The organism is Halobacillus sp. B29, assembly GCF_052246755.1.
GTDB lineage: Bacteria > Bacillota > Bacilli > Bacillales > Halobacillaceae > Halobacillus > Halobacillus halophilus.
In genome coordinates, this window is record NZ_JBQQCM010000003.1 from 365084 (window position 1) to 386900 (window position 21817).

Consider the following 21817-nt stretch of genomic DNA (forward strand, 5'->3'; position numbering starts at 1 on the left):
AATATGAAAAAAGAATGTTTTCTTGATTTCAATATCATCACCATTACTTTCTGATGATTCCATCCTACTAGGAGACGCTCCAAATAGCAACTGACGCTATGTTAATTTTGCGTAAAGATAGCGGGATCTTTTTTCCACTCATTCAGTAACTGGACTTCTTTCTCTTTCAACTGACCTTGCTGAATTAATTGAAGCAACAACTGGTCAAAGCTCGCCAGCGATTGGTAGGACAACTCACTTTCCAGAAAGGCTTCATTTGCTCTTTCTAAATTGTAGGTGAAGATAGACAGCACCGTTTCTACTTCTACTCCAGCCATCCGTAATGCTTGGGCAGACTCAATGGAGGACTTACCTGTAGAAATCAAATCTTCGATTACCACGGCGCGCTGCCCCTTTTCAATATGCCCTTCGATTTGATTCCCTTTCCCATGTTTCTTTGGTGACGAGCGAACGTACACCATCGGCAGATCCAGTCGCTCAGCTACCCAGGCTGCATGAGGGATACCAGCAGTTGCACATCCAGCAATCACATCGACATCCGGCTCAAGCTCTTTAATCAACTCCACAAAACCATCAGCCACACGGCGCCGAATCTCTGGATATGACATCGTCATGCGATTATCGCAATAGATAGGTGAACGAAGCCCTGACGTCCAAGTGAACATGTCATCGACCTCGATTTTAACGGCTTCAATTTGTAATAAATCCTGTATCAGCTGATCATCCATTGGTAAATGCCTCCTTCACGGTTTTATAGGCGTGCCGAGGGTTCTTGGCGTCCCTGATTGCACGGCCAACCACAATTGAATTGCTTTGTTCCTTCTTAGCTTCTTCAGGTGTTGCCACTCGCTTTTGGTCATGCGTCTCCCCTGCAGGCAGACGGATGCCGGGAGTAAGCGTGTAAAATTCTTTTCCTGCAGCTTCTTTTATTAATCGTGATTCTTTAACTGAACATACGACACCATCCGCTCCATTTTGTTCAGCCATCTCTGCGTAATGAACCACCATACTTTCTAAAGATCGGCTGAGAAGCAACTCGTTTTGGATCATTGCAGCATCAGAAGATGTGAGAATGGTCACCGCGAGCAGTAATGGGCGTTGTGACTCGTCTACCTGTTCAAGGCCTTCGCGCGCAGCCTGAATCATATCAGAGCCTCCCTGAGCATGGACGTTCACTACATCTACTCCGAGGCGGGCCAGATTTGCAGTCGCTCGTTGCACAGTCTTTGGAATATCGTGAAGTTTCAAATCCAGAAATACAGGATGTTGATTTTCTTTTAACTTCTGGATAATTTGCGGGCCTTCCCTATAGAAAAGCTCCATTCCGACCTTCACCGGAATGCCTCCCAGTTGATACGATTGCAAAAAATGAAGAGCCTCTTCTCCTGTTTCAAAATCAAGTGCGAAATAAACTGGATGCAGCTGTTTCATGATGGGCCCCTCCAATCACTTCCTCTAAAGATGAAAAACCATATCTCTCGAGGGCTTCAGGTAATTGTTCGATCAGTTCTTTACAGATAAGAGGATTCTTGAAATTGGCGCTGCCTACTGCAACCGCACTGGCCCCTGCCAGCATATATTCGATGATATCATCTGTCGTTTCAATCCCCCCCATGCCGATAATCGGCAGATTTACAGCTTGATATACTTGATGAATCATTCGGATGGCTACCGGTTTTACGGCTGGCCCGGAAAGACCTCCCGTCTGATTGGAAATAATCGTCCTTCTCGTTGCCGGATCAATTCTCATACCTGTTAATGTATTGATCATCGATAATCCATCCGCTCCACCAGCCGCCGCTGCTTTAGCGAGCGCCACGATATCTGTCACATTCGGTGAAAGTTTAACGTAGACCGGAACCGTACTTACAGCTTTCACCCTGGCTGTTACTTCTTCTGCAAGGCCTGGGTCCGTACCAAACTGGACACCGCCTTCTTTAACGTTCGGGCAGGAGATATTCAGCTCCAGTGCATCGACTTCCTTACAAATGGATTCAGCGACCTGTTCATACTCTTCCATCGTGCTCCCGGAAACATTGGCAATCAAAGGAGTATCGTAAGCTTTTAGAAAAGGAATTTCTTCTTTCACGATTTTTTCTACGCCTGGGTTCTGAAGTCCGATCGCGTTCAGCATTCCACTGGATGTTTCAGCTACTCGCGGCGCCTCGTTGCCGTATCGCTTCTCGCCAGTCGCAGCTTTTAAAATAACCGCCCCTAACTCGGAAAGATCATAAAACTGAGCAAATTCCTTCCCAAATCCAAAGCACCCGGAAGCTGGCATGATAGGATTTTTTAAATCCAGTCCTGGTAAAGAAAGAGAAATGTCCATTACAATACAACCTCCTTTGCTTTAAAGACTGGTCCATCGCAGCAGACACGGCGGTACCCTTTTTCATCGTCCTCCGGTGTATGAACGACGCAGGCAAAACAGGCTCCAATACCACAGCCCATTCTTTCTTCCATCGAAAGATAACCGCGCACGTCATCAAGCTGATTAGCTATGGCTTTCAACATGACCGTTGGTCCGCATGAAAAATACGTATCAAAGCTTCCTCTCAGCTCCCCGGTTCGATCGGTTACAAGTCCCTGTTCACCAAGACTGCCATCATCCGTCGTCACATATACAGAGCCAAGTTCCTTGAATTCATCGACTAAAAACGCCTCTTCCTTACTCCTGAAACCAAGTACTGTCGTAACTTTTATACCTTGTTCAACGAGCTGCTTCGCCAGGTAATAAAGGGGAGGGACCCCAATCCCCCCACCTACTATTAAGGCTTCACGCACATCTTCTTCAATCGGAAAGCCCTGACCGCCTGGTCCAAGAACATCAAGTTTATCTCCTGTCTGTTTCTCAGTAAGAGCCTGAGTTCCATCTCCTAATACTTTATAAAGCAAGGTAATCTTACTTTGGTCTGGATGTACATCTGCAATGGAAACAGGGCGTCTAAGAAAGAAACGATCACTAACCTGGATATGCACAAATTGACCTGGATCTTTGACTTCTTCCGCAATCTGACCTTTCAAGACCATTCGATAGGTATCTTTCGCTACAGCACTGTGCTCTACGATTTCCATCCATTCTCTTCTCATGAACTTCTCACCGCTTCCATTGGCGGAATGGCGCGGGCTGTAAAGGTCATAACATTAATCACATCTACGATCGCTTTTGCGGTATCGAGACTGGTTAGACAGGCAATTCCGTGTTCGACTGCTTCCCTGCGGATGCGGAATCCGTCAGATCTAGCTCTTGATCCTGTATTCAGTGTGTTAACGACGAACTGGACATCCCCATTTTGGATTAGATCAATTACATCCCTCTGATCAGATCCTACTTTTCCGACAGCTTCTACAGGAATTGAAGCTTCTTCAATAACTGCTGCCGTTCCTTCGGTAGCAAACAGCTGGAATCCTAGCTCATAAAATGTCTGTGCGATTTCCAGCATTTCTGATTTATCTTTATCAGCTACAGTTAGTAGGACGGACCCCTGGGTTGGTATTTTAAGCCCTGCGGAGATCATTCCTTTAAATAAAGCTTTTTCAAGCGTCTGGTCATATCCAATTACTTCACCTGTAGATTTCATCTCAGGTCCAAGCGTCGTATCAACGCTTCTTAATTTCTCAAAGGAGAAGACCGGTACTTTCACGTACACACCGTCCGGCTTTGGAGCTACCCCTGAAGGAAAGCCTAGCTCAGGCAGCTTTTCACCTAGAATAACTTGAGTTGCCAGCTTTGCCATTGGTACGCCGGTAATCTTACTGAGGAACGGAACGGTACGACTGGCTCTAGGGTTCACTTCAAGCACGTAAGCTGTATCCTCAAAAACTACAAACTGAATGTTGATTAGCCCCTTCATGTTTAACTCTCTGGCGATTTTCGTTGTTGCCTCAATGCACTGATCTTCAAGAGCCTTCGCCAGACGCTGGGTCGGATACACACCCATGGAGTCACCGGAGTGAACCCCAGCACGTTCAATATGTTCCATAATTCCTGGAATAAATACATCGTTACCGTCTGTGATGGCGTCCACTTCAATTTCCATCCCTGTCATATATTTATCTATTAAGATCGGGTGGCCGTTATGGACCGTTACATTCGTTTCCAAGTAGGTCTTCAACTCTTCTTCCGAATAAACAATTGCCATCGCGCGGCCGCCGAGTACATAGGAAGGTCTTACAACGAGTGGATAACCAATATGAGCGGCTGCCTGCAGGGCTTCCTCTTCACTGGTTACGCTCTCCCCTCCAGGTTTAGCGATCTCAAGCTTGTTCAGCAGCTGCTCGAATAAGTCGCGATCCTCTGTCTGATTAATGGCATCCATCGTGGTTCCTAATATTTGAACTCCCTGGCGGCTTAACCCTTCGACAAGATTAATGGCCGTCTGTCCGCCGAACTGAATGATCACGCCTTCCGGCTCTTCCAGGTCGATGACGTTCATAACATCTTCAAGCGTAAGCGGTTCGAAATACAGCTTGTCCGATACGCTGAAGTCCGTGGAAACCGTTTCTGGATTATTATTCATAATAATCGCTTCATAACCCATTTCTTTAAGAGCTAGTACCGAGTGAACCGTAGCATAGTCGAACTCTACCCCCTGGCCGATTCGAATCGGTCCAGAACCAATTACGAGTACTTTTTTGTTATTGGAAGGCAGTGATTCATTTTCGTCTTCATAGCTGCTGTAAAAATAAGGCGTTTCTGATGCGAATTCCCCGGCACATGTATCCACCATTTTGTAAACCGGCAGAATGCTTCGCTCTTTACGATAGTTCATTACATCATCGATCGAACATTCTGCAAGACGGGCAATTTGACGATCCGCGAATCCTGCCCGTTTGACTTTAAGGAGTAATTCTTCCTGCAGGCCATGCTGCTTGAGTTCTTCTTCTAAATGGATAATGTTCTGAAGCTTGTTTAAAAAGAAATAATCGATTCCTGTTTGTTCGTGCAGTTCCTGTATCGTATGTTTTCTTCTTAAAGCTTCCGCTAAGATGAAGATCCTTTCATCATCTGCGGACTTCATACGAGTAAAAATTGGCTCTTTCGAAAGATCTGCAATCGAGCTCATGTATAGTTCTTCTGTCTCACCCTCCAGGGAGCGGACACCTTTTAACAAGGATTCTTCCAGTGTTCGTCCAATTGACATGACTTCTCCAGTCGCTTTCATTTGAGTCCCAAGCTTTCGGTTTCCTTTAGCAAATTTGTCAAAAGGCCAGCGTGGGATTTTCGTAACCACGTAGTCGAGTGCTGGTTCAAAACAAGCATAAGTGGTGCCCGTAATTGGATTTTGGATTTCATCAAGCGTCATGCCTACCGCAATCTTGGCCGCAAGTTTGGCAATTGGATACCCAGTAGCCTTTGAAGCAAGCGCAGAAGAACGACTGACTCTAGGATTCACTTCAATTACATAATATTGAAAGCTGTGAGGATCTAAAGCAAGCTGCACGTTGCATCCGCCTTCGATTTCAAGCGCGCGTATGATATCGAGCGACGCATTTCTAAGCATTTGGTATTCTCGATCACTTAGTGTCTGGGACGGTGCTACCACAATAGAGTCTCCCGTGTGGATACCGACAGGGTCAAAGTTTTCCATGTTACACACTACAATCGCGTGATCGCTTTTATCGCGCATCACTTCATACTCTACTTCCTTAAATCCGGCAATGTTCTTTTCTATTAAACACTGCTTTACGGGCGACAAGGCGAGACCATTCCGTGCGGTTTCTCTTAGCTGGGCTTCGTTATCGCACATGCCTCCTCCTGCACCGCCCATTGTATAAGCGGGGCGGACGATAACGGGATATCCAATATCATCGGCAAAGTTGAGCGCTTGATCTACAGAGCTTACAATTTCACTTTCCGGTACGGGCTGGTTCATCTGATGCATAAGAGAACGGAACTTCTCACGGTCCTCCGCTTTTTCAATGGCTTCAAGCGGTGTACCTAACAGTTCGACTCCATATTGTTCAAGAATACCGGATTCACTTAAGCCAACGGCCATATTCAAACCTGTCTGACCGCCAAGGGTAGGCAGAATGGCATCAGGTTTTTCTTTACGAATAATTTTTTGCAAGAATTCGACTGTCAGAGGTTCCATATACACTTGATCGGCAAAGGTATGATCTGTCATGATTGTCGCCGGATTGGAATTGGCAAGAATGACTTCGAAACCTTCTTCTTTCAGAGATTGGCAGGCCTGCGTGCCTGAGTAATCAAATTCTGCCGCCTGTCCGATAACGATGGGACCGGACCCGATCACCATGATTCTTCTTATATCTGTACGTTTTGGCATGCTGAGTCCCCCTTTTCTTTGGCTAGGTTTTCTTTTACTTGTCTCAGAAACTCATCAAATAAATGAGATGTATCTTCCGGACCTGGTGAACTTTCCGGATGGTACTGGGCAGTAAATACTGGGAATTGCTTATGCTGCAGTCCTTCTACGGTCTCATCGTTCAGTGAAACCTGCGTCAACACGAGATTCGTATTTGTAAGCGAATCTTTATCGACCGTGTAGCCGTGGTTTTGTGAGGTAATATAAGTCCTTCCGGTTTCAAAATCTTTTACCGGCTGGTTTGAACCGCGATGACCAAATTTCATTTTCGTAGTATCGCCTCCTGAAGCAAGAGCGATCAGCTGGTGGCCCAGACAAATCCCAAAGATTGGCACGGCCCCAATTAATTTTCCAACGGTGTCAATCGCTTCCGGCACGCTCTTTGGATCTCCTGGTCCGTTCGATAACATCACCCCATCAGGCTTTAGACGTTCGATTTCTTCCGCCGTGGTGTTATATGGAACAACTGTCACGTGGCAGTTCCGCTTCGTAAATTCCCTTAATATCCCGTGTTTCATGCCGTAATCTATCAGAACAATCCGATAACCGCGCCCAGGAACGACATATGGCTTAACCGTAGACACTTGTTTAACCTGATCCGTAGCAAGCTTTGTTTCACTTAAGATTTGGATGATTTCATTCACAGGACGTTCGCTTGAAGTCAGCATCGCCTTCATCGTTCCATGTTTTCTAATAATCTTGGTAAGCTTCCTTGTATCAATACCGCTGATGCCAGGAATTTCTTTAGCTTTTAAAAATTCATCCAACGTTTCTTCGCTGCGGAAGTTGGAAGGCTGTTCGCAATGCTCTTTCACAACCACGCCGAGTATGGATGGGTTCACTGTCTCAAAATCATCACGATTAACTCCGTAGTTTCCGATTAAAGGATAGGTGAAGGTGACGAGCTGGCCACAGTAGGAAGGATCTGAGATTACCTCCTGATAGCCGGTCATTCCAGTATTAAATACGATTTCCCCTATCGTTTCCTTTTCACTTCCAAACCCTTCTCCGACAAAAATGGTGCCATCTTCAAGTACGAGCTGCTTTTTCATTTTGTGCCTCCTCCCAAACGATTTCTCCATTTGATAATGTGAATATTGGAAAACCCTTAGCTGTCCAGTTATGAAACGGACTGTTTTTGCCCTTTGAGATAAATTGATGACGGTCTATGACTCTGCTCTCTTTCAGGTCAATAAGCGTAATATCCGCAGGGGCCCCTTCTTCCAAGCGGCCGTATGGTAAGTCAAATACATCAGCAGGCGCCTCTGTCATCCAGTCAAGAAGCTCATCCAGGGTAATCACTTCTTTTTCTACTAGTTCCGTATAAAGGAGAGGAAACGCTGTCTCGAATCCAGTGATGCCAAAAGGAGAGTTCAAGAAACCTTGCGTTTTGTCCTCTTCCGTATGAGGTGCATGGTCGGTAGCGATAAAGTCGATCGTCCCGTCCCGTAAGCCTTCAAGAAGAGCCCGCTGATCCTCAACCGATCTAAGTGGAGGATTCATTTTAAACATGGCGTCATCTTCAAGAATCGAATGTTCATTTAAAATCAAATGGTGAGGTGTAACCTCTGCCGTTACCCGGATACCCGCCCTTTTGGCATCTCGGATGACCCGGACGGATTCCTTAGTGGAAACATGACATACGTGATAGTGACAGTCAGCAGCTTCAGCCAGAAGCACATCTCTTGCTATTTGAATGGATTCGGCAATGTTTGGTATTCCCGGGAGGTTCAAACGTTCGCTTACCTCTCCCTTATGGGCCACTCCTCCGTAAACGACCGAATTATCCTCACAGTGAGCCACGACAGCCTTGTTCACACGGCTAGCTTCTAGCATTGCCTCATACATTTTTCCTGCTGTCTGAACCCCGACTCCATCATCTGTAAATGCAAAAGCTCCATTCTCACTTAAAGCTTCCATATCGACGAGCTCTTCACCAAGCTGTCTCGTTGTAATCGATGCGTAAGGAAGTACGCGCACATGAGCATGTTGATTGATCTTATCCCACAACGCGGTTAGGTTTTCCTCTGTATCAGGTACAGGTCTTGTATTTGGCATCGCGCACACAGTAGTGAAACCACCTTTTGCCGCCGCTTTTGTCCCAGTTTCAATCGTTTCTTTCGCTTCCCCGCCCGGTTCTCTCAGATGAACGTGAACATCGACCAGACCAGCAGATACAAGGTGACCTTGAGCGTCAATCAGTTTGTCTGCTTCCTCATTGATCGAGCTACCGATTTTTTGAATAGTTCCTTCATTAATTAGTACTTCACAAGCTTCCCATCCTCCGTTAATTCGCCTTTGTCCATTTACAATTTTTATCTTCATTTAAAGTTCCCCTTTCAATAAGGCTTGAATGATAGCCATTCGGATCGTCACACCATTGGTCATCTGTCTGAAAATCCGTGATTTTTTTGATTCGACAAGCTCAGCATCTATTTCTACTCCCCGGTTCACCGGGGCAGGATGAAGAATAATCGCATCATCTTTCATTCTTGATTCTCTTTCTTTCGTTAAGCCGTGGTCTTTCAAGTAGGATGAGTCAAATGTCTTTTGTTCGTGACGTTCATGTTGAATTCGGAGCAGCATGAGTACATCACATTGTTCGACCGCTTCATCCATCGTTATGTACCGATGGGAAAAAGTTTCATCTTTCCACTCTGGTTTTGTCACAAATGAAACCCTGGCACCAAGCTGTTGGAGCGCATGAGCGTTGGAGCGTGCCACTCGGCTGTGCTTAAGGTCACCTGCAATAGCTACGTGGAGACCTTCAAACTCTTCAAATTGTTCTTGTATGGTATATAAATCAAGCAGGGATTGAGTCGGATGTTCGCCGCATCCATCACCTGCATTAATAAGAGAAAGGTTTAAGTTCTCTGCGCAGCTGTCCAGGATTCCGACTTCAGATTGTCGTACGACAGCTACATCCGCTCCGATCGCTTCCAGCGTTTTCAAAGTATCATATAAACTTTCTCCCTTTGTAAGGCTAGAATCCATTCCATCGAGATGCAGAACATCCAGTCCAAGTTTCCGCTCTGCTATGTGAAAACTGCTCTTCGTTCTTGTACTTGGTTCTAAAAAAAGGTTAGCAGCAAATTTCCCTTCAGCCTGCCAGGAGAGATCTCCATTTTCCAAATCCTTTGCGATTTTGAATAGATGATGAATATTATCGTTTGTTAACTGTTTCATGGAAAGTAGATGCTTCATGTTTCTTCTCTCCCATCTCGTAAAAAATTTTATAAAAAAAGCACCCCCGGGTGTATGGGGGTGCTGAACTCGCATGACAAACGAGTTCAACCCGTTACACCCTTCTAAGCCTCACGGGACTTGGTTAAAACGTGTGCGTTGGTTAAACTATACGGCTCTTTTATTTTCCTCTTCCATTTCTTCTTCGCTCGGTTCTTCAAACATGCTTCCGTTTCCTTCCCCTTTTTCTTTACCAGGAAGGATTTGATTAAGAAGCACACCGATAATGGCTGACAGAGCCATGCCTTCGATTTGAAAATTATCTGTGAACTGAATAAAGGCTCCTCCGATTCCGATGACAAGAATAACCGAAGAGATGACCAGATTTCGTTTTTCACCCAAGTCAATCTGATTATCAATCAGCATTCTCAGGCCGCTTGAGGCAATGATTCCGAACAGGAGGATGGAAACTCCGCCCATCACAGCAGATGGAATAGAGCCGATCAGTGCTGTAATCATCCCCAGGAAGCCGAATAAAATGGCAATTACTGCGGCCCCTCCAATAACGAATACACTGTACACTCGAGTAATGGCTAGCACGCCAATGTTTTCACCGTAAGTCGTGTTTGGCGGTCCGCCCAGGCAGGAGGCAATCACAGTTGCTACTCCGTCTCCTAAAATCGAGCGGTTTAATCCTGGATTTCTTAGAAAGTTCCTGCCCACGACTTTTGATAGGACCATTTGGTCACCTGTATGCTCGGCTATCGTTACAAGCGCGAAGGGAACCATGAGAAAGACAATCTCCCAGCTGAACACGGAAGCCGGTGAGAAGTCAACAAAGGGTACAACAAATTCCGGCATTTCAAAGATGGCTCCTATAACCCCACCAAAGGAGTCTGCTGATGTAAGAGCTGTCCATTCACTTTTGAGGCCGCTTGTATCCACGATCCCTTGAGAAAGAGCGAACAGATAGCCTCCTACGATTCCAAATAAAATCGGAAGCAGGGAGAAAAACCCTCGAAAGAATATAGAGGCGATGATGGTTATAGCCAGAGTGACCAGCGCTACCATGAAATGAGTGCCGCTGTACACATTTTCTTCCTGGCCTGGCAGGTACATGGCCATATCAATGGCGGTAGAAGCAAGTCCCAGTCCAATCACCATAATGACGGGTCCTACAACGATCGGCGGTAACAGCTTCGTCAGCCATTTCGTTCCAAACAAGGTGATGAAGAGGGCGACGAGTCCGTACACAAGTCCGGTCAGAAAGCTTCCGATCATGGCTCCGGCTATGCCGTGATTCTCGGATACTTGAATAATAGGAGCAATAAAAGCAAAACTGGATCCGAGATAAGCTGGTATTCTTCCTCGTGTAATTAATAAGTAAGCTAGTGTGCCAAATCCGCTGGATACTAAGGCCACTGACGGCGGCAGTCCGGTTAAGAATGGAACAAGTATAGTGGCACCGAACATCGCAAATAAATGCTGCAAGCTTAACGTTAACCATTGGTGCATTTTAGGAACTTCATTGATATTAAGAGCGGCTTTCTGTTGGTTCATGTTGATTTCCTCCTTTTTATTTACATTCAGGCTGTGAGGAATTTTAGTCATAAAAAAACCTCCTTGCTTAAAAGTACGCAAAGAGGTAAACGTGTTATTGGAACACGTATATCATTACGACCTTTTAAGCCTCACGGGACTTCCTTAAAGGTAGTGATTGGTATGATTTTATTTTTCAAATATGGTCACTTGATCCGCTTCGTCTGTCTCCGAAAGGGTGACGGTTACCACTTCATCTTGAGAGGTAGGCACATTCTTTCCTACAAAATCTGCACGAATCGGAAGTTCCCGGTGTCCTCTGTCGACAAGGACAGCCAACTGTACTTGAGAAGGACGTCCAAGGTCAATGAGAGCGTCCATTGCGGCACGCACCGTACGACCGGTATAAAGAACATCATCTACGAGAATGACTTTCTTACCATCGATATTAGCTTTAATATGAGCTGCTTTCAATTCAGGCTCTGCCTGGTCCTTGTTCGGAGTCAAATCGTCACGGTAGAGCGTAATGTCCAACTCTCCGCCTGGCAGGTCTTTGCCTTCGATTTCCTGAATTTTATTTTTTAAACGCTGAGCAATCGGAACCCCTCTCGTTTTAATTCCTACAAGAACAAGATCCTCTACTCCTTTGTTCTTTTCAATAATTTCATGAGATATCCGTGTCAGTGCGCGGCGAATAGCTGCATCATCCAGAACGGTTGTTTTAGATTTCATATTCATTCCCCCATGCAAAAAACCCCTTTTCCGCGGAAAGGCAGAAAAGGGGTTTGTGTACACACGAATGCCGTGTATAATCCGTCACCTTTTCAGCCTCACGGGACTGCTCTTAAAGGACTTTTTTTATTCTATCCATGATTATGTCATGGCTTGTCCGGTTTGTCAACGGCGGTTCTTCAGAAACGTAATCATATCCGTAAAGTCTTCTGGAGGCTCAGCCTCAAATTTCAACCATTCTCCTGTACGGGGATGTTCGAATCCAAGAGATTTGGCATGCAGGGCCTGACCCTTCAGTCCCCATGTTTTCCGAGGCCCGTACTTTGGATCACCGGCAATTGGATGACTAATATACTTCATATGAACACGGATCTGGTGGGTACGTCCTGTTTCGAGGGTGCACTCAACCAGCGTAAAGTCTTCAAAATGATCAAGCACTCTGAAGTGAGTAACCGCCTCGCGTCCATTTTCTACAACCGCCATTCGCTGACGGTCTTTCGTGTCACGTCCGATCGGAGCATCAATCGTTCCATATTCATGAGAGATCAGACCGTGAACGATCGCTTCATATTTTCGCTCGACTGATTTATTCGACAACTGCTCAGCTAAAGATTGGTGAGCCTTATCGTTTTTAGCTACAACTAAAAGGCCGCTTGTATCTTTATCAATGCGATGGACAATGCCAGGGCGTTCTACTCCATTAATTCCGGAAAGTCCCTTACAATGATACAATAAAGCATTTACGAGAGTACCGCCTGAATGTCCGGCAGAAGGATGAACCACCATTCCTGCGGCTTTATTCACAACCACTACATCATCATCTTCATATACAATATCAATGTCGATATTTTCAGGGGCAGCTTCCAAAGGTTCTGGTTCAGGGATGCTCCACGTAATGGTTTCTCCCTGCTGCACTTTATAATTACTTTTTACCGCTTCTCCATCTACTTCAACCAGCTTATCTTTCAGCCAGCCTTGAATTTGAGAACGCGAGGCATCGGTTATGACTTCTGTTAAAAGCTTATCGATCCTTTTAAACTCGTCATCCGGCCTTACTTCGTATTGTTCACTCACTGTTCCAAACTTCCTTTCTTCTTTCGCTCATCCAGCAATGTAGCGAGCATGACTAATATAACTCCAATGACTAAAGCAGAATCCGCAACATTGAAAATAGGAAAGTCGTACGTGAAAATTAACGTGTCAGCAAAATCTACCACTTCTTTACGGAACACACGATCAATAAAGTTACCGATTGCCCCGCCAAGAATTAAAGATAAGGCCACTCCCGCTAGCCTGCTTTCCTTTGCGAATTGCTGCATGTAATAAATGACGACTCCAATCACGATAATGGTAATAATATAAAAGAACCACATTTGTCCCTGCAGTATTCCCCAGGCAGCTCCCTGGTTACGATGGGAAGTCAGGTAGAAGAAATTATCTATAACCGGAATGCTTTCCCCAATTTGCATATTTGATACCACAAGCCATTTGGTCCACTGGTCAAGAATGATAATAGCCAAAGCTATTAAATAATACACGTACATACGCGGCCTCCATCAAGTATATTCCTTCGCTATTGTACCATAAATTGAGCGGGCAGCATTTACCAACAATAAAAGAAAATTAGCAGCTTTCACTTCATTGGTCCGCTTACCGCGGCATTCCTCCCGCACCTGGAAGTTGAAATGCCGCCTCCCCAAGAGACGGCATCTGCTCACCCGCTGTTCATTCATGCTATGTAGAAATTAAGAGCGGTTTTGATTCGGTGTCAGTTCCTTATCAATAGCTTCTTCAAGGGTTTCACTTCCATCAAGCTCCGTCTCAAACATATCTTCCCAGCCCTCATGGTCAATCATCTCCATTTGAGCTTCCACAAGCTTGCGTACGCGGATTTTAAAGAATTTAGCCTGCTTTTTCATTGTTTCCACTTCTGAAGAAATTCGACGAGATTTCTGTACGGCTTCATTAACAATTCGAGATGCATCATTTTCGGCTTCTTTAATAATTAAACTGGATTCTTTATTGGCATTGGTTTTTACTTCTTCTGCTGTTTCTTTAGCGACTTCAATTGATTTGTTAAGGGTCTCTTCAATATTGCTGTAGTGGCTGAGACGTTCATTCAACTCGCTGACTTCCTGTTCAAGCTCTTTCTTCTGGCGAATCACCATTTCATAGTTTTTAATAATCTGATCTAAAAACTCATTCACTTCATCTTCGTCATATCCTCTGAATCCTCTTGTGAATTCTTTATTATGAATATCTATTGGTGTTAATGGCACACCAGACACCTCCCAGATGTATTCCATTCGTAGATTAGTTTCGACCATTTGCGTGAAGATTCCTTCTTGAATCAGCCTTTAATTCAATTTAGAAGTGGATACTTTATATTTTTCTTTTTTTGTTATGCCTTGAATTTCCTCAAGCTTACTTCTGCCCTGACCTCTCAGGGAAATTAGATCTCCCTCTTGCAGCTGAAAAGCACCGTTTTCTACAACACGGAAGTTGACTTTTACGTGGCCGCTGTCGATGTGCATGCCTGCTTTCTTCCTGGACATGCCATAGATTTCTTTCACGAGAACATCAAGTCTTAGTGAGGAAACCGTTGTATCTTTCATAACCCATGTCTCTTCACTCTCAAGCATTTGAGATAACGGCTTTTCTTCGAAGTTGACTGTTGCTCGCTTGACTCCTGTAAAATTCATCCGAATATAATCACTTATTTCCTGGTCAGTGATGATCTGAATGGTGCCATCCTTCACCACTAAGTCGCCCAGCTTTTCCCGTCTGATCCCTAAAGACATGAATGCACCAAGAACATCAGGGTGTTCAAGGGTCACAAATTTTGCCGGATAAGATGCTTCCAGCATGGTGAGCTGGTAATCATCTTCTTCAATGATTTCGTATTCAGGAGCAATAATGACCCGTTTGCGCTCGGCTTGATCTTTTCCACCGCTCAGACCAAAATTGAAGTCTGGATGATTTCCCATAACCGCTTTTACAATGTCCTGCTCCCTTGGATTTAAAAAATCGCTCAACTTTCTCTGATACTTGAGCTCTACGTCCTCCCTCCAGGCCAAAACCTGATCAATGAAGGGTCGTTCCTCTTCCCTGAAATGCTGATAAATATCCATAGCAACCTCCAACCAAAAATAAAGGGAACAGATATATGGGCGCTGCAAAGCGTAAGTCCCAAGACCTGTTCCCGTTTTTAAACTATTCCTGCAATTACATAATACAGTTCACGTAAACCAGCTGAGGCAAACCTGAGTACCAGGATTGCTACAATCGGTGAAATATCAATCATTCCAAGTGGAGGAATAATTTTGCGGAACGGCTCTAGAAACGGCTCGACTAAACGTCCTAACGTTTCCCCGAAGCTCGATTCCCTGGCTCCTGGAAACCAGGATAACAGAATATAGATTATGACAATCCAGCTGTATATTTCTAATACACTCGTTAAAATATTAAACAAAAACGCCATGACTTACCACCTTTTATAAAGTTCATCATCTTCTTGTGAAATCATATCAGAAATGGAGCCCGATATTTCCACGTTGTCAGGAGTACATAGAAAAGTCTGAGAACCTAACTTCTGAATGTCTCCCCCTATAGCATATACTGTACCGCTCAAAAAATCTACAATTCGCTTCGCCTGATGATGGTCCACCCGTTGAAGATTAATAACCACGGCTCGACGGTTGACAAGTTCATCGGCTATTTCCTGAGCTTCATTATAACTGCTAGGTTCGTTCAATACCATTTTGGAAGAGGACTTCGCACTTTTCAAACTAACGACATTCTGCGTATCTTCTTTTCTGCGGCTTCGCTGGTTCTGCTCGTATTCTTCTTCCATTGGTTCATCAGTCTCCTCATCTACATATTCATATTCATATTCGTCATCCAAAGTAAAAAATGACCGTAATTTATTTTTCATACTCACGCTGATCACCTCAAGTTTTATTAGTTAACCTACAAGGCTGGAACCAATCCGGATATGAGTCGCACCTTCTTCAATGGCTAAACGGTAATCATTGCTCATTCCCATAGATAAATATTCGCAAGGAGCATAAGGCAAATGTTTATCTCTGATTTTATCGCGCAAAGCACGAAGCTGCCTGAATATCCCCCGCAGACGTTCATCGTCAGCATCATGAGGTGCCATGGTCATTAACCCTGCCACTTTAACGTTTTCATAGGCTTCCATTAAATGCACAAAGTCTTCCACCTCTTCAGGCGCAAGTCCATGCTTGGACTCTTCCTGACTTACATTAACTTGTATAAAGCAGGGTACTGGGGCTGAGGCTCGTTTATTAATTTCTTTTGCTAAAGACTTCCGGTCCAGGGAATGGATCATGGTAATCTTATCAATAACCTCTTTCACTTTTCTTGATTGCAGGGACCCTATAAAATGCCAATTTGCACGGGAACCAATAGCTTCGTATTTTTCTAGCAATTCTTCCTTACGATTCTCGCCCAGGTTAACAATTCCCGCATCAATAGCTTCTTGTGCACGCTCCACGGATACGTATTTGGTCACCCCAATAATAGTAATATCCTCAGTGGAACGCCCACAATTATAGCAGGATTCCGCAATATTTTGTTTTATTTTTTCAAGATTTTCAACTACCGACATCTTTCTCTCCTTCCACCATCAGTCCTTCAAACCAATAAAACCAAGCATACGCCCTGTTTGTCCCTGGTCACGGCGATGGGAGTAAAACAAATTCTCTTCCTCGTATGTACAAAGCCTCGAGACTCTGACGTTCTCTTTATGCAGCCCTGATTGAAGTGCCATGGACTCATTCAATTTCTTTAAGTCCAGCTTGTACTTTCCAGAAGAAACAGGTACAGCTGATTCTTCTTGAAATTCCATCGGTATCTGATCATATACACGCTGATCAACCTCATAGTGCTCCTCGCTTATGCATGGGCCAATGACGAGTTCGATCTCTTCAATCGAACAACCTTGCTCCGTCAAACGCCCTATCATTTTCGAAACCATATTGCGGACCGTTCCTTTCCAGCCCGCATGGGCAATCCCAATCCAACCGGAAACCGGGGCGTAAAAGAACAAGGGTACACAGTCCGCGTAGAAAGCTCCAAGTAACAGACCTGGTTGATCAGTGATCAATCCGTCAACTCCAGCGACTGCTGATTCATGAGAGAATACTCCTTTTCCTTTTTCCCCATTTCCTATCACTTTCACACGGATATCATGAATTTGTTCTCCTATGATCCAGTTCTCTAAAGGAAAACCGGTTTCCTGCGCTAGTTCTTTTCTGTTTCGCAGGACGGTGTCAGATTCATCCTGAACATGGAGTCCCATGTTCAGGGTATTAAAAGGACGTTCACTATGACCACCTTGTCTAGTGGTAAGACCTGCCCTTATATTTTCATGCTTCGTAAAACAAGAATATTGTCGCAGCGTTTCTGCTTTAAAAGGTTCATGCATGTTACCACCTCAATTTCCCTTCATTTTAACACATTATTCATCTTATTTCTTGTATTATTCTTTCGAATCTGACTTTTGAGATACAGAATAACCAGCAGCGCCTGACTTCTTAATAAGAATCACATCAGCACCAATATTCACGATCTGATCCCATGGTATGACCATCTCTTCTTCTTTGCCAAAAAGACCCATCGCCTTCCCTTTCATTGTGAGGACAAGTCCACTTAATCGCCCACGCTGTGTGTCTATATCTAAATCGCTAATATATCCCAGCCGTTCTCCTGTTTCCATAGCAATCACGTCTTTAAGCTGCAGTTCTGAAATTTTCATCGTTCATCCCCCTTTCCTTCACTATATGCTTCAATGTCGCAACACTTGTGAAAATAAAAGACAAAGCAGGCGTAAAAAATGTTTCAGATAGACTACGTTAGAGATTATTGTTCATTTTTAAAAGAAGCTTAATACGCTATAGGGCCGAGAGTGAAACGACTCAAGAGTCTCCTGGTAAAAAGGAGGATCGACTAAAGTCGCCACGTCCTGTGGCATCGTCGATCGACCCTACATCGTGTAGGGCCGCAGGAAGGCGAGTTATTTCCCCTCCAGCCCTCCTTCCTTTAAACGTAACGGAGCCATTTAACTTGAAACTGAGCCTTCCAGTATCGAGAGGGTGTCTGTAACATGACTAGGAAAGCTTAGCAGGCCCTAGAGAAATAACGAACTGAAAATTTCCAGCTGCTCAAGAGTTGTTCTAACTTTTTAAATATAAACTATATTTTTCACTGAGGGCATTTTTACCCCCTTAATGAGTGGATATCTCTTCGAAGCACAAAAAAAGACTGTCGAGGCTTTTTCGACAGCCAGAACGCTTATGATTAAATAGGGTACTAATACTTATTGAAACATAGACGAATTCATTTCTTTAATAGCAGCTTTTTCTAATCGAGATACTTGAGCTTGAGATATTCCGATTTCTTCAGCAACTTCCATTTGAGTTTTACCTTGGAAGAACCGTTTCGTCAAAATCATTTTTTCACGATCATTCAATTTCTTCATACCTTCGCGCAAAGAGAGTTCGTCTAACCAGATGGAGTCTTTTTCACGGTCATCTTTTAATTGATCAACCACAAATATTGGATCTCCTCCATCGTTGTAAATTGGCTCAAACAACGACACTGGATCTTGGATGGCATCCATTGCAAATACGACATCTTCTGGTGGGACCCCCATCCTCTCAGCAATTTCGTGAGGAGCAGGATCTTTATTGGTTTCACCAATCATCTTTTCTCTCATTTGTAACGCCTTATAAGCCGTGTCTCTTAAAGACCTGGAAACGCGTATCGGATTATTATCACGTAAATACCTGCGTATTTCTCCGATAATCATAGGTACAGCATAAGTAGAAAATTTAACATTATGGCTTAAATCAAAATTGTCTATGGATTTCATTAATCCAATGCAGCCTACCTGAAATAAATCATCACCATATTCTCCGCGATTATTGAAGCGCTGAATAACCGATAATACTAAACGAAGGTTCCCATTGACTAATTCCTCACGTGCTTCCGTTTCACCACTTTGGAGACGTATAAACAGGGCCTTCATTTCTTTATTGGTCAGCACTGGAAGTTTGGATGTATCTACTCCGCATATTTCTACTTTGTGTCGTGTCAAATAAGACCCTCCCAAGAAGCTGTAATCAGTTCTCAGTATCTCCTTGGGAGGAAAAATTATGCATCTGTATTATTAGTTCTATTAGACCATTTTATCGAATTCTCGCTGTAAGCGGCGAATAATCTTTTTCTCAAGCCTTGATATATATGATTGGGAGATCCCCATCATATCCGCCACATCTTTTTGGGTTTTTTCTTTTTTTCCGATTAAACCAAACCTTAGTTCCATAATCTGCTTCTCACGATCATTTAATTGATCCAATGCCGACATTAGTAATTTTTTGTCTATTTTCTTCTCAATACCTTTGGTCGTCAAATCTTCTTCCGTGCCTAAAATATCGGATAATAATAGTTCGTTTCCATCCCAGTCAACGTTTAGCGGTTCATCAAATGAAACCTCTGTTTTCAATTTATTACTCTTTCTCAGGTGCATAAGAATCTCATTTTCAATACAGCGGGAAGCATAAGTGGCGAGCTTTATTTTTTTCTCAGGATCGAATGTATTGACGGCTTTAATTAAGCCAATGGTACCAATACTGATTAGATCCTCTATATTTAACCCCGTGTTTTCAAATTTTCGAGCTATATAGACTACAAGCCGCAAATTCCGTTCAATCAACATAGCCCGTGCTGCTTTATCTCCTTTAGGCAGAAGTTCAAGCAGTTCTTTTTCTTCTTCTCTTGAAAGCGGAGGCGGTAAAGCTTCACTTCCTCCAATATAATAAATTTCGTCTTGCTTAATCCCAAGTTTAATTAAAATACGATAAAACCACAGCCTTAATTTAAAAAACCATTTGACCATGTCATTCCCCTTCCCTTAGGCAGTTTTTCCTTTAACCATTATGTGGGGATGTATCAGCATTTGATAAAGACGATCATGTGTGAGGTCATGATGCTGCACACCGACCAATGGCTGTTTCATTTCTAAATTTCCTTGTGGAGTTACAATTGATATTTGATCCACCAACACCGTAACAAGCAGTTGACCTTTAGAACCTGCGGCTTGAAAAGGTACTAAGCGAACAGACGATTGAATATCTGATGGCAACTCTTCCATTGAAGTCAGGATTTGATCTACTTGAAGTTTTTCCAGTACTTCCGGTTCAAGAAACTGGCCCATCACCGTATGGTCAGCCAGGAAAACCATTTTTCTGCTGATTGGATCAATTAATTGATTACCACTGTCGACCATTCCCCGGCAAAGGACTTCTTTCCCATTCCAAGTGACTTTTACATCATAAATGTTCTCAAGCTTCATTTGGTGGACGCTTACTTGCTCCATCCGCCACTTTGTGAAGAAAAATGAACAAGGAAACCCAATACATACAAACATCCAGCTGACAGGATCACCATATCCCCCTGAAAATGTTACAATCGATCCTCCTTGAATACTTATTTCCGTGGCTAGGAAAAAATGGACGCCAAGCATACTCCCTCCGATGGAAAATGTTATAAAATAAAAGCTGACCAACTGTAGAATAAAAGCACGAAGTGAGGTAAAGGAAAAGGCAATTCCGATGATAAGTAATGAAAAGACCAGCTTCCCAAGGGTGCTCGTCAACCAGAGATCCGGCATAAAGATAGATATAGGCACAATGCTGGAGGCTGCAAAAGCGGCGCAAAACATACGGATTTTAGAAGATCTGGCCCTTACCACACCCTGAGTAAGATAGAGGATCATGGCATCCATTAAAAAATTGAGCAACCAGACAGCATCAAGATAGATGACCCCCGCTCCCTTCATCTATTGTTATAAGAAATTATAAGCCTGTCCGCCTAAAAAGTCTGTCACAATCTGAATAGCAGGCTAGCAAGTTTTGTAACATCATGTAACGCCCTATAATCTCAGCATATTTTAGTTAACTTTCATTACTCTTACCGCATATTACCCGCCTATCCTTCTCTTCTGCATGATCAAAGATCGTTTTTCAGGAGTCTTGTCGAAAGTATCAATAATTGATCGATCATGAAAACAAATAGTTATCGCGAAGGGGTATTTTTTGACTGATTAAATCTTGAATTGATTTTACAGATAAGCTCCTAATATTGGAAGACTCAGTTTCGAGATAAATGGGGTCCGTTACTATAGGGAAATAACTCGCTTTCCTATGGGGGAACGCTGAGCTTCCTCACTCGTTTCACTCCCTGCGGGATCTCACCTAGTTCCTTCTCCCATGGGAATCTCACTATTTCCCCACCAATCCCACCACGGAAGAATAACGAACCCTCTGAAAAGAGAGTATCCTTTCCCCCTTATCCAGCCTGAAATGCTTATGTAACAGGCTATCCCGCACAGTCCCAGACTGGAAAAGTATATACGCCCATGTGATCATTTCTTCTCAAGCGGGTGAAGGATGAAGGTGTTTCAAGTTTCAGATTCGGCAAGGTCCGGAGGGGGACGATGAAGACTCCTGTGGGATAAACATGACCGGTGAGACCCCGGGAATAGGCTCAGCACATGCCCACGGAAAGTGTTTAAAAGCGGAATCGCCCCGATAGACACTGCCCGCATAAGCAGGAAAATCAAAAGGGATGCGTTCTTTCGTCCCGTTAAATTCTCTGCTTATGACGCGAGTGTCTGGGCGATTCAGCTGGACGAATCATCCCTCGCAGGACCTTCACTCTAACCCAATAACTTGAATTCGAGTCTTCAAGTATCCGTCCCTTTAGTTGAATAACGAGCTTTTGATCTACCCCCCACTTACTCGCTGACACTCCTTGAAGTTGGGGGATTCCTAAGAGCACGAACCTAACGGTTCATTCAAATGATTAGGCTAGCCCCGTGGCACCGACGGTTGTAAGGATTCTTTGAATCTCCTTCAATATATTGAAGCTCGCATTTAGGTCGCGGTCGTGGTGGCAGCCGCAATCTGGGCAATCCCACGTTCGAACAGCGAGATTCTTCACCTCAC

The 21817-nt window shown here is 44.0% G+C and carries 23 protein-coding genes; all 23 read right to left on the reverse strand.

Annotated elements, in window-relative coordinates:
* Positions 1–101: 101 nt before the first annotated feature.
* Complete coding sequence (pyrE, locus tag ACTWP7_RS06110; RefSeq protein ID WP_443122422.1) at positions 102–728, reverse strand: orotate phosphoribosyltransferase; 627 nt, start codon at positions 726–728, stop codon at positions 102–104.
* Complete coding sequence (pyrF, locus tag ACTWP7_RS06115; RefSeq protein ID WP_443122423.1) at positions 721–1431, reverse strand: orotidine-5'-phosphate decarboxylase; 711 nt, start codon at positions 1429–1431, stop codon at positions 721–723. Before pyrF ends, pyrE begins: the two co-directional genes overlap by 8 nt.
* Positions 1397–2329: a dihydroorotate dehydrogenase gene (locus tag ACTWP7_RS06120; protein WP_443122424.1), complete on the reverse strand. Its 933-nt coding sequence runs from the start codon at positions 2327–2329 to the stop codon at positions 1397–1399. The genes pyrF and ACTWP7_RS06120 overlap by 35 nt, the downstream gene beginning before the upstream one ends.
* Complete coding sequence (locus ACTWP7_RS06125) at positions 2329–3090, reverse strand: dihydroorotate dehydrogenase electron transfer subunit (protein ID WP_443122425.1); 762 nt, start codon at positions 3088–3090, stop codon at positions 2329–2331. The genes ACTWP7_RS06120 and ACTWP7_RS06125 overlap by 1 nt, the downstream gene beginning before the upstream one ends.
* Positions 3087–6290 (reverse strand): carbamoyl-phosphate synthase large subunit, encoded by a 3204-nt coding sequence (gene carB / locus ACTWP7_RS06130; RefSeq protein WP_443122426.1) that lies wholly within the window; start codon positions 6288–6290, stop codon positions 3087–3089. The genes ACTWP7_RS06125 and carB overlap by 4 nt, the downstream gene beginning before the upstream one ends.
* Entirely contained in the window at positions 6269–7381 is a 1113-nt protein-coding gene (locus ACTWP7_RS06135; RefSeq protein ID WP_443122427.1) for a carbamoyl phosphate synthase small subunit, read from the reverse strand. The genes carB and ACTWP7_RS06135 overlap by 22 nt, the downstream gene beginning before the upstream one ends.
* Positions 7359–8654 carry a dihydroorotase gene (locus tag ACTWP7_RS06140; protein ID WP_443122428.1) on the reverse strand — a complete coding sequence of 432 codons (1296 nt, stop codon included), beginning with the start codon at positions 8652–8654 and terminating at the stop codon, positions 7359–7361. Before ACTWP7_RS06140 ends, ACTWP7_RS06135 begins: the two co-directional genes overlap by 23 nt.
* Positions 8655–9533: an aspartate carbamoyltransferase catalytic subunit gene (locus ACTWP7_RS06145; RefSeq protein ID WP_443122429.1), complete on the reverse strand. Its 879-nt coding sequence runs from the start codon at positions 9531–9533 to the stop codon at positions 8655–8657.
* Positions 9534–9680: 147 nt separating this feature from the next.
* The gene (locus ACTWP7_RS06150) at positions 9681–11072 is read right to left on the reverse strand and encodes a uracil-xanthine permease family protein (protein ID WP_443122430.1); all 1392 of its coding nucleotides are present in this window, start codon (positions 11070–11072) and stop codon (positions 9681–9683) included.
* 168 nt (positions 11073–11240) lie between these two features.
* Positions 11241–11783, reverse strand: coding sequence for a bifunctional pyr operon transcriptional regulator/uracil phosphoribosyltransferase PyrR (gene pyrR / locus ACTWP7_RS06155; RefSeq protein WP_443122431.1), 543 nt, complete (start codon positions 11781–11783; stop codon positions 11241–11243).
* Positions 11784–11948: 165 nt separating this feature from the next.
* Complete coding sequence (locus tag ACTWP7_RS06160; RefSeq protein ID WP_443122432.1) at positions 11949–12857, reverse strand: RluA family pseudouridine synthase; 909 nt, start codon at positions 12855–12857, stop codon at positions 11949–11951.
* Positions 12854–13327: a signal peptidase II gene (lspA, locus tag ACTWP7_RS06165; protein WP_443122433.1), complete on the reverse strand. Its 474-nt coding sequence runs from the start codon at positions 13325–13327 to the stop codon at positions 12854–12856. Before lspA ends, ACTWP7_RS06160 begins: the two co-directional genes overlap by 4 nt.
* Before the next feature lie 201 nt (positions 13328–13528).
* Positions 13529–14062 (reverse strand): DivIVA domain-containing protein, encoded by a 534-nt coding sequence (locus ACTWP7_RS06170; protein ID WP_443122434.1) that lies wholly within the window; start codon positions 14060–14062, stop codon positions 13529–13531.
* 78 nt (positions 14063–14140) lie between these two features.
* Positions 14141–14914 carry a YlmH family RNA-binding protein gene (locus ACTWP7_RS06175; RefSeq protein ID WP_443122435.1) on the reverse strand — a complete coding sequence of 258 codons (774 nt, stop codon included), beginning with the start codon at positions 14912–14914 and terminating at the stop codon, positions 14141–14143.
* Positions 14915–14991: 77 nt separating this feature from the next.
* A complete protein-coding gene (locus ACTWP7_RS06180; RefSeq protein WP_422163767.1) occupies positions 14992–15264 on the reverse strand; it encodes a YggT family protein in 273 nt (90 codons plus the stop codon).
* Positions 15265–15267: 3 nt separating this feature from the next.
* Positions 15268–15723 (reverse strand): cell division protein SepF, encoded by a 456-nt coding sequence (locus tag ACTWP7_RS06185; RefSeq protein ID WP_443122436.1) that lies wholly within the window; start codon positions 15721–15723, stop codon positions 15268–15270.
* Positions 15724–15747: 24 nt separating this feature from the next.
* Complete coding sequence (locus ACTWP7_RS06190) at positions 15748–16416, reverse strand: YggS family pyridoxal phosphate-dependent enzyme (protein ID WP_443122437.1); 669 nt, start codon at positions 16414–16416, stop codon at positions 15748–15750.
* Between the two features lie 18 nt (positions 16417–16434).
* Positions 16435–17235 (reverse strand): peptidoglycan editing factor PgeF, encoded by an 801-nt coding sequence (gene pgeF, locus ACTWP7_RS06195; protein WP_443122438.1) that lies wholly within the window; start codon positions 17233–17235, stop codon positions 16435–16437.
* 54 nt (positions 17236–17289) lie between these two features.
* On the reverse strand, positions 17290–17565 hold the full coding sequence (locus tag ACTWP7_RS06200; protein ID WP_317615990.1) for a YlmC/YmxH family sporulation protein: 276 nt from the start codon (positions 17563–17565) through the stop codon (positions 17290–17292).
* Positions 17566–18126: 561 nt separating this feature from the next.
* The gene (sigG, locus tag ACTWP7_RS06205; RefSeq protein WP_224896029.1) at positions 18127–18966 is read right to left on the reverse strand and encodes an RNA polymerase sporulation sigma factor SigG; all 840 of its coding nucleotides are present in this window, start codon (positions 18964–18966) and stop codon (positions 18127–18129) included.
* Between the two features lie 21 nt (positions 18967–18987).
* Positions 18988–19707 (reverse strand): RNA polymerase sporulation sigma factor SigE, encoded by a 720-nt coding sequence (gene sigE, locus ACTWP7_RS06210; protein ID WP_014643122.1) that lies wholly within the window; start codon positions 19705–19707, stop codon positions 18988–18990.
* A gap of 15 nt (positions 19708–19722) precedes the next feature.
* Complete coding sequence (gene spoIIGA, locus ACTWP7_RS06215; protein ID WP_443122439.1) at positions 19723–20649, reverse strand: sigma-E processing peptidase SpoIIGA; 927 nt, start codon at positions 20647–20649, stop codon at positions 19723–19725.
* Positions 20650–21674: 1025 nt separating this feature from the next.
* The gene (locus tag ACTWP7_RS06220) at positions 21675–21812 is read right to left on the reverse strand and encodes a zinc ribbon domain-containing protein (protein WP_443122449.1); all 138 of its coding nucleotides are present in this window, start codon (positions 21810–21812) and stop codon (positions 21675–21677) included.
* Positions 21813–21817: the final 5 nt, after the last annotated feature.

What these genes read in the sequence shown, in the direction of transcription:
- pyrE (WP_443122422.1), bottom strand. Translation starts at nt 728, where the DNA reads ATGGATGATCAGCTGATACAGGATTTATTACAAATTGAAGCCGTTAAA.
- pyrF (WP_443122423.1), bottom strand. Translation starts at nt 1,431, where the DNA reads ATGAAACAGCTGCATCCAGTTTATTTCGCACTTGATTTTGAAACAGGA.
- ACTWP7_RS06120 (WP_443122424.1), bottom strand. Translation starts at nt 2,329, where the DNA reads ATGGACATTTCTCTTTCTTTACCAGGACTGGATTTAAAAAATCCTATC.
- ACTWP7_RS06125 (WP_443122425.1), bottom strand. Translation starts at nt 3,090, where the DNA reads ATGAGAAGAGAATGGATGGAAATCGTAGAGCACAGTGCTGTAGCGAAA.
- carB (WP_443122426.1), bottom strand. Translation starts at nt 6,290, where the DNA reads ATGCCAAAACGTACAGATATAAGAAGAATCATGGTGATCGGGTCCGGT.
- ACTWP7_RS06135 (WP_443122427.1), bottom strand. Translation starts at nt 7,381, where the DNA reads ATGAAAAAGCAGCTCGTACTTGAAGATGGCACCATTTTTGTCGGAGAA.
- ACTWP7_RS06140 (WP_443122428.1), bottom strand. Translation starts at nt 8,654, where the DNA reads ATGAAGATAAAAATTGTAAATGGACAAAGGCGAATTAACGGAGGATGG.
- ACTWP7_RS06145 (WP_443122429.1), bottom strand. Translation starts at nt 9,533, where the DNA reads ATGAAGCATCTACTTTCCATGAAACAGTTAACAAACGATAATATTCAT.
- ACTWP7_RS06150 (WP_443122430.1), bottom strand. Translation starts at nt 11,072, where the DNA reads ATGAACCAACAGAAAGCCGCTCTTAATATCAATGAAGTTCCTAAAATG.
- pyrR (WP_443122431.1), bottom strand. Translation starts at nt 11,783, where the DNA reads ATGAAATCTAAAACAACCGTTCTGGATGATGCAGCTATTCGCCGCGCA.
- lspA (WP_443122433.1), bottom strand. Translation starts at nt 13,327, where the DNA reads ATGTACGTGTATTATTTAATAGCTTTGGCTATTATCATTCTTGACCAG.
- ACTWP7_RS06175 (WP_443122435.1), bottom strand. Translation starts at nt 14,914, where the DNA reads ATGGATATTTATCAGCATTTCAGGGAAGAGGAACGACCCTTCATTGAT.
- ACTWP7_RS06180 (WP_422163767.1), bottom strand. Translation starts at nt 15,264, where the DNA reads ATGGCGTTTTTGTTTAATATTTTAACGAGTGTATTAGAAATATACAGC.
- ACTWP7_RS06190 (WP_443122437.1), bottom strand. Translation starts at nt 16,416, where the DNA reads ATGTCGGTAGTTGAAAATCTTGAAAAAATAAAACAAAATATTGCGGAA.
- pgeF (WP_443122438.1), bottom strand. Translation starts at nt 17,235, where the DNA reads ATGCATGAACCTTTTAAAGCAGAAACGCTGCGACAATATTCTTGTTTT.
- ACTWP7_RS06200 (WP_317615990.1), bottom strand. Translation starts at nt 17,565, where the DNA reads ATGAAAATTTCAGAACTGCAGCTTAAAGACGTGATTGCTATGGAAACA.
- sigE (WP_014643122.1), bottom strand. Translation starts at nt 19,707, where the DNA reads ATGGTCAAATGGTTTTTTAAATTAAGGCTGTGGTTTTATCGTATTTTA.
- spoIIGA (WP_443122439.1), bottom strand. Translation starts at nt 20,649, where the DNA reads ATGAAGGGAGCGGGGGTCATCTATCTTGATGCTGTCTGGTTGCTCAAT.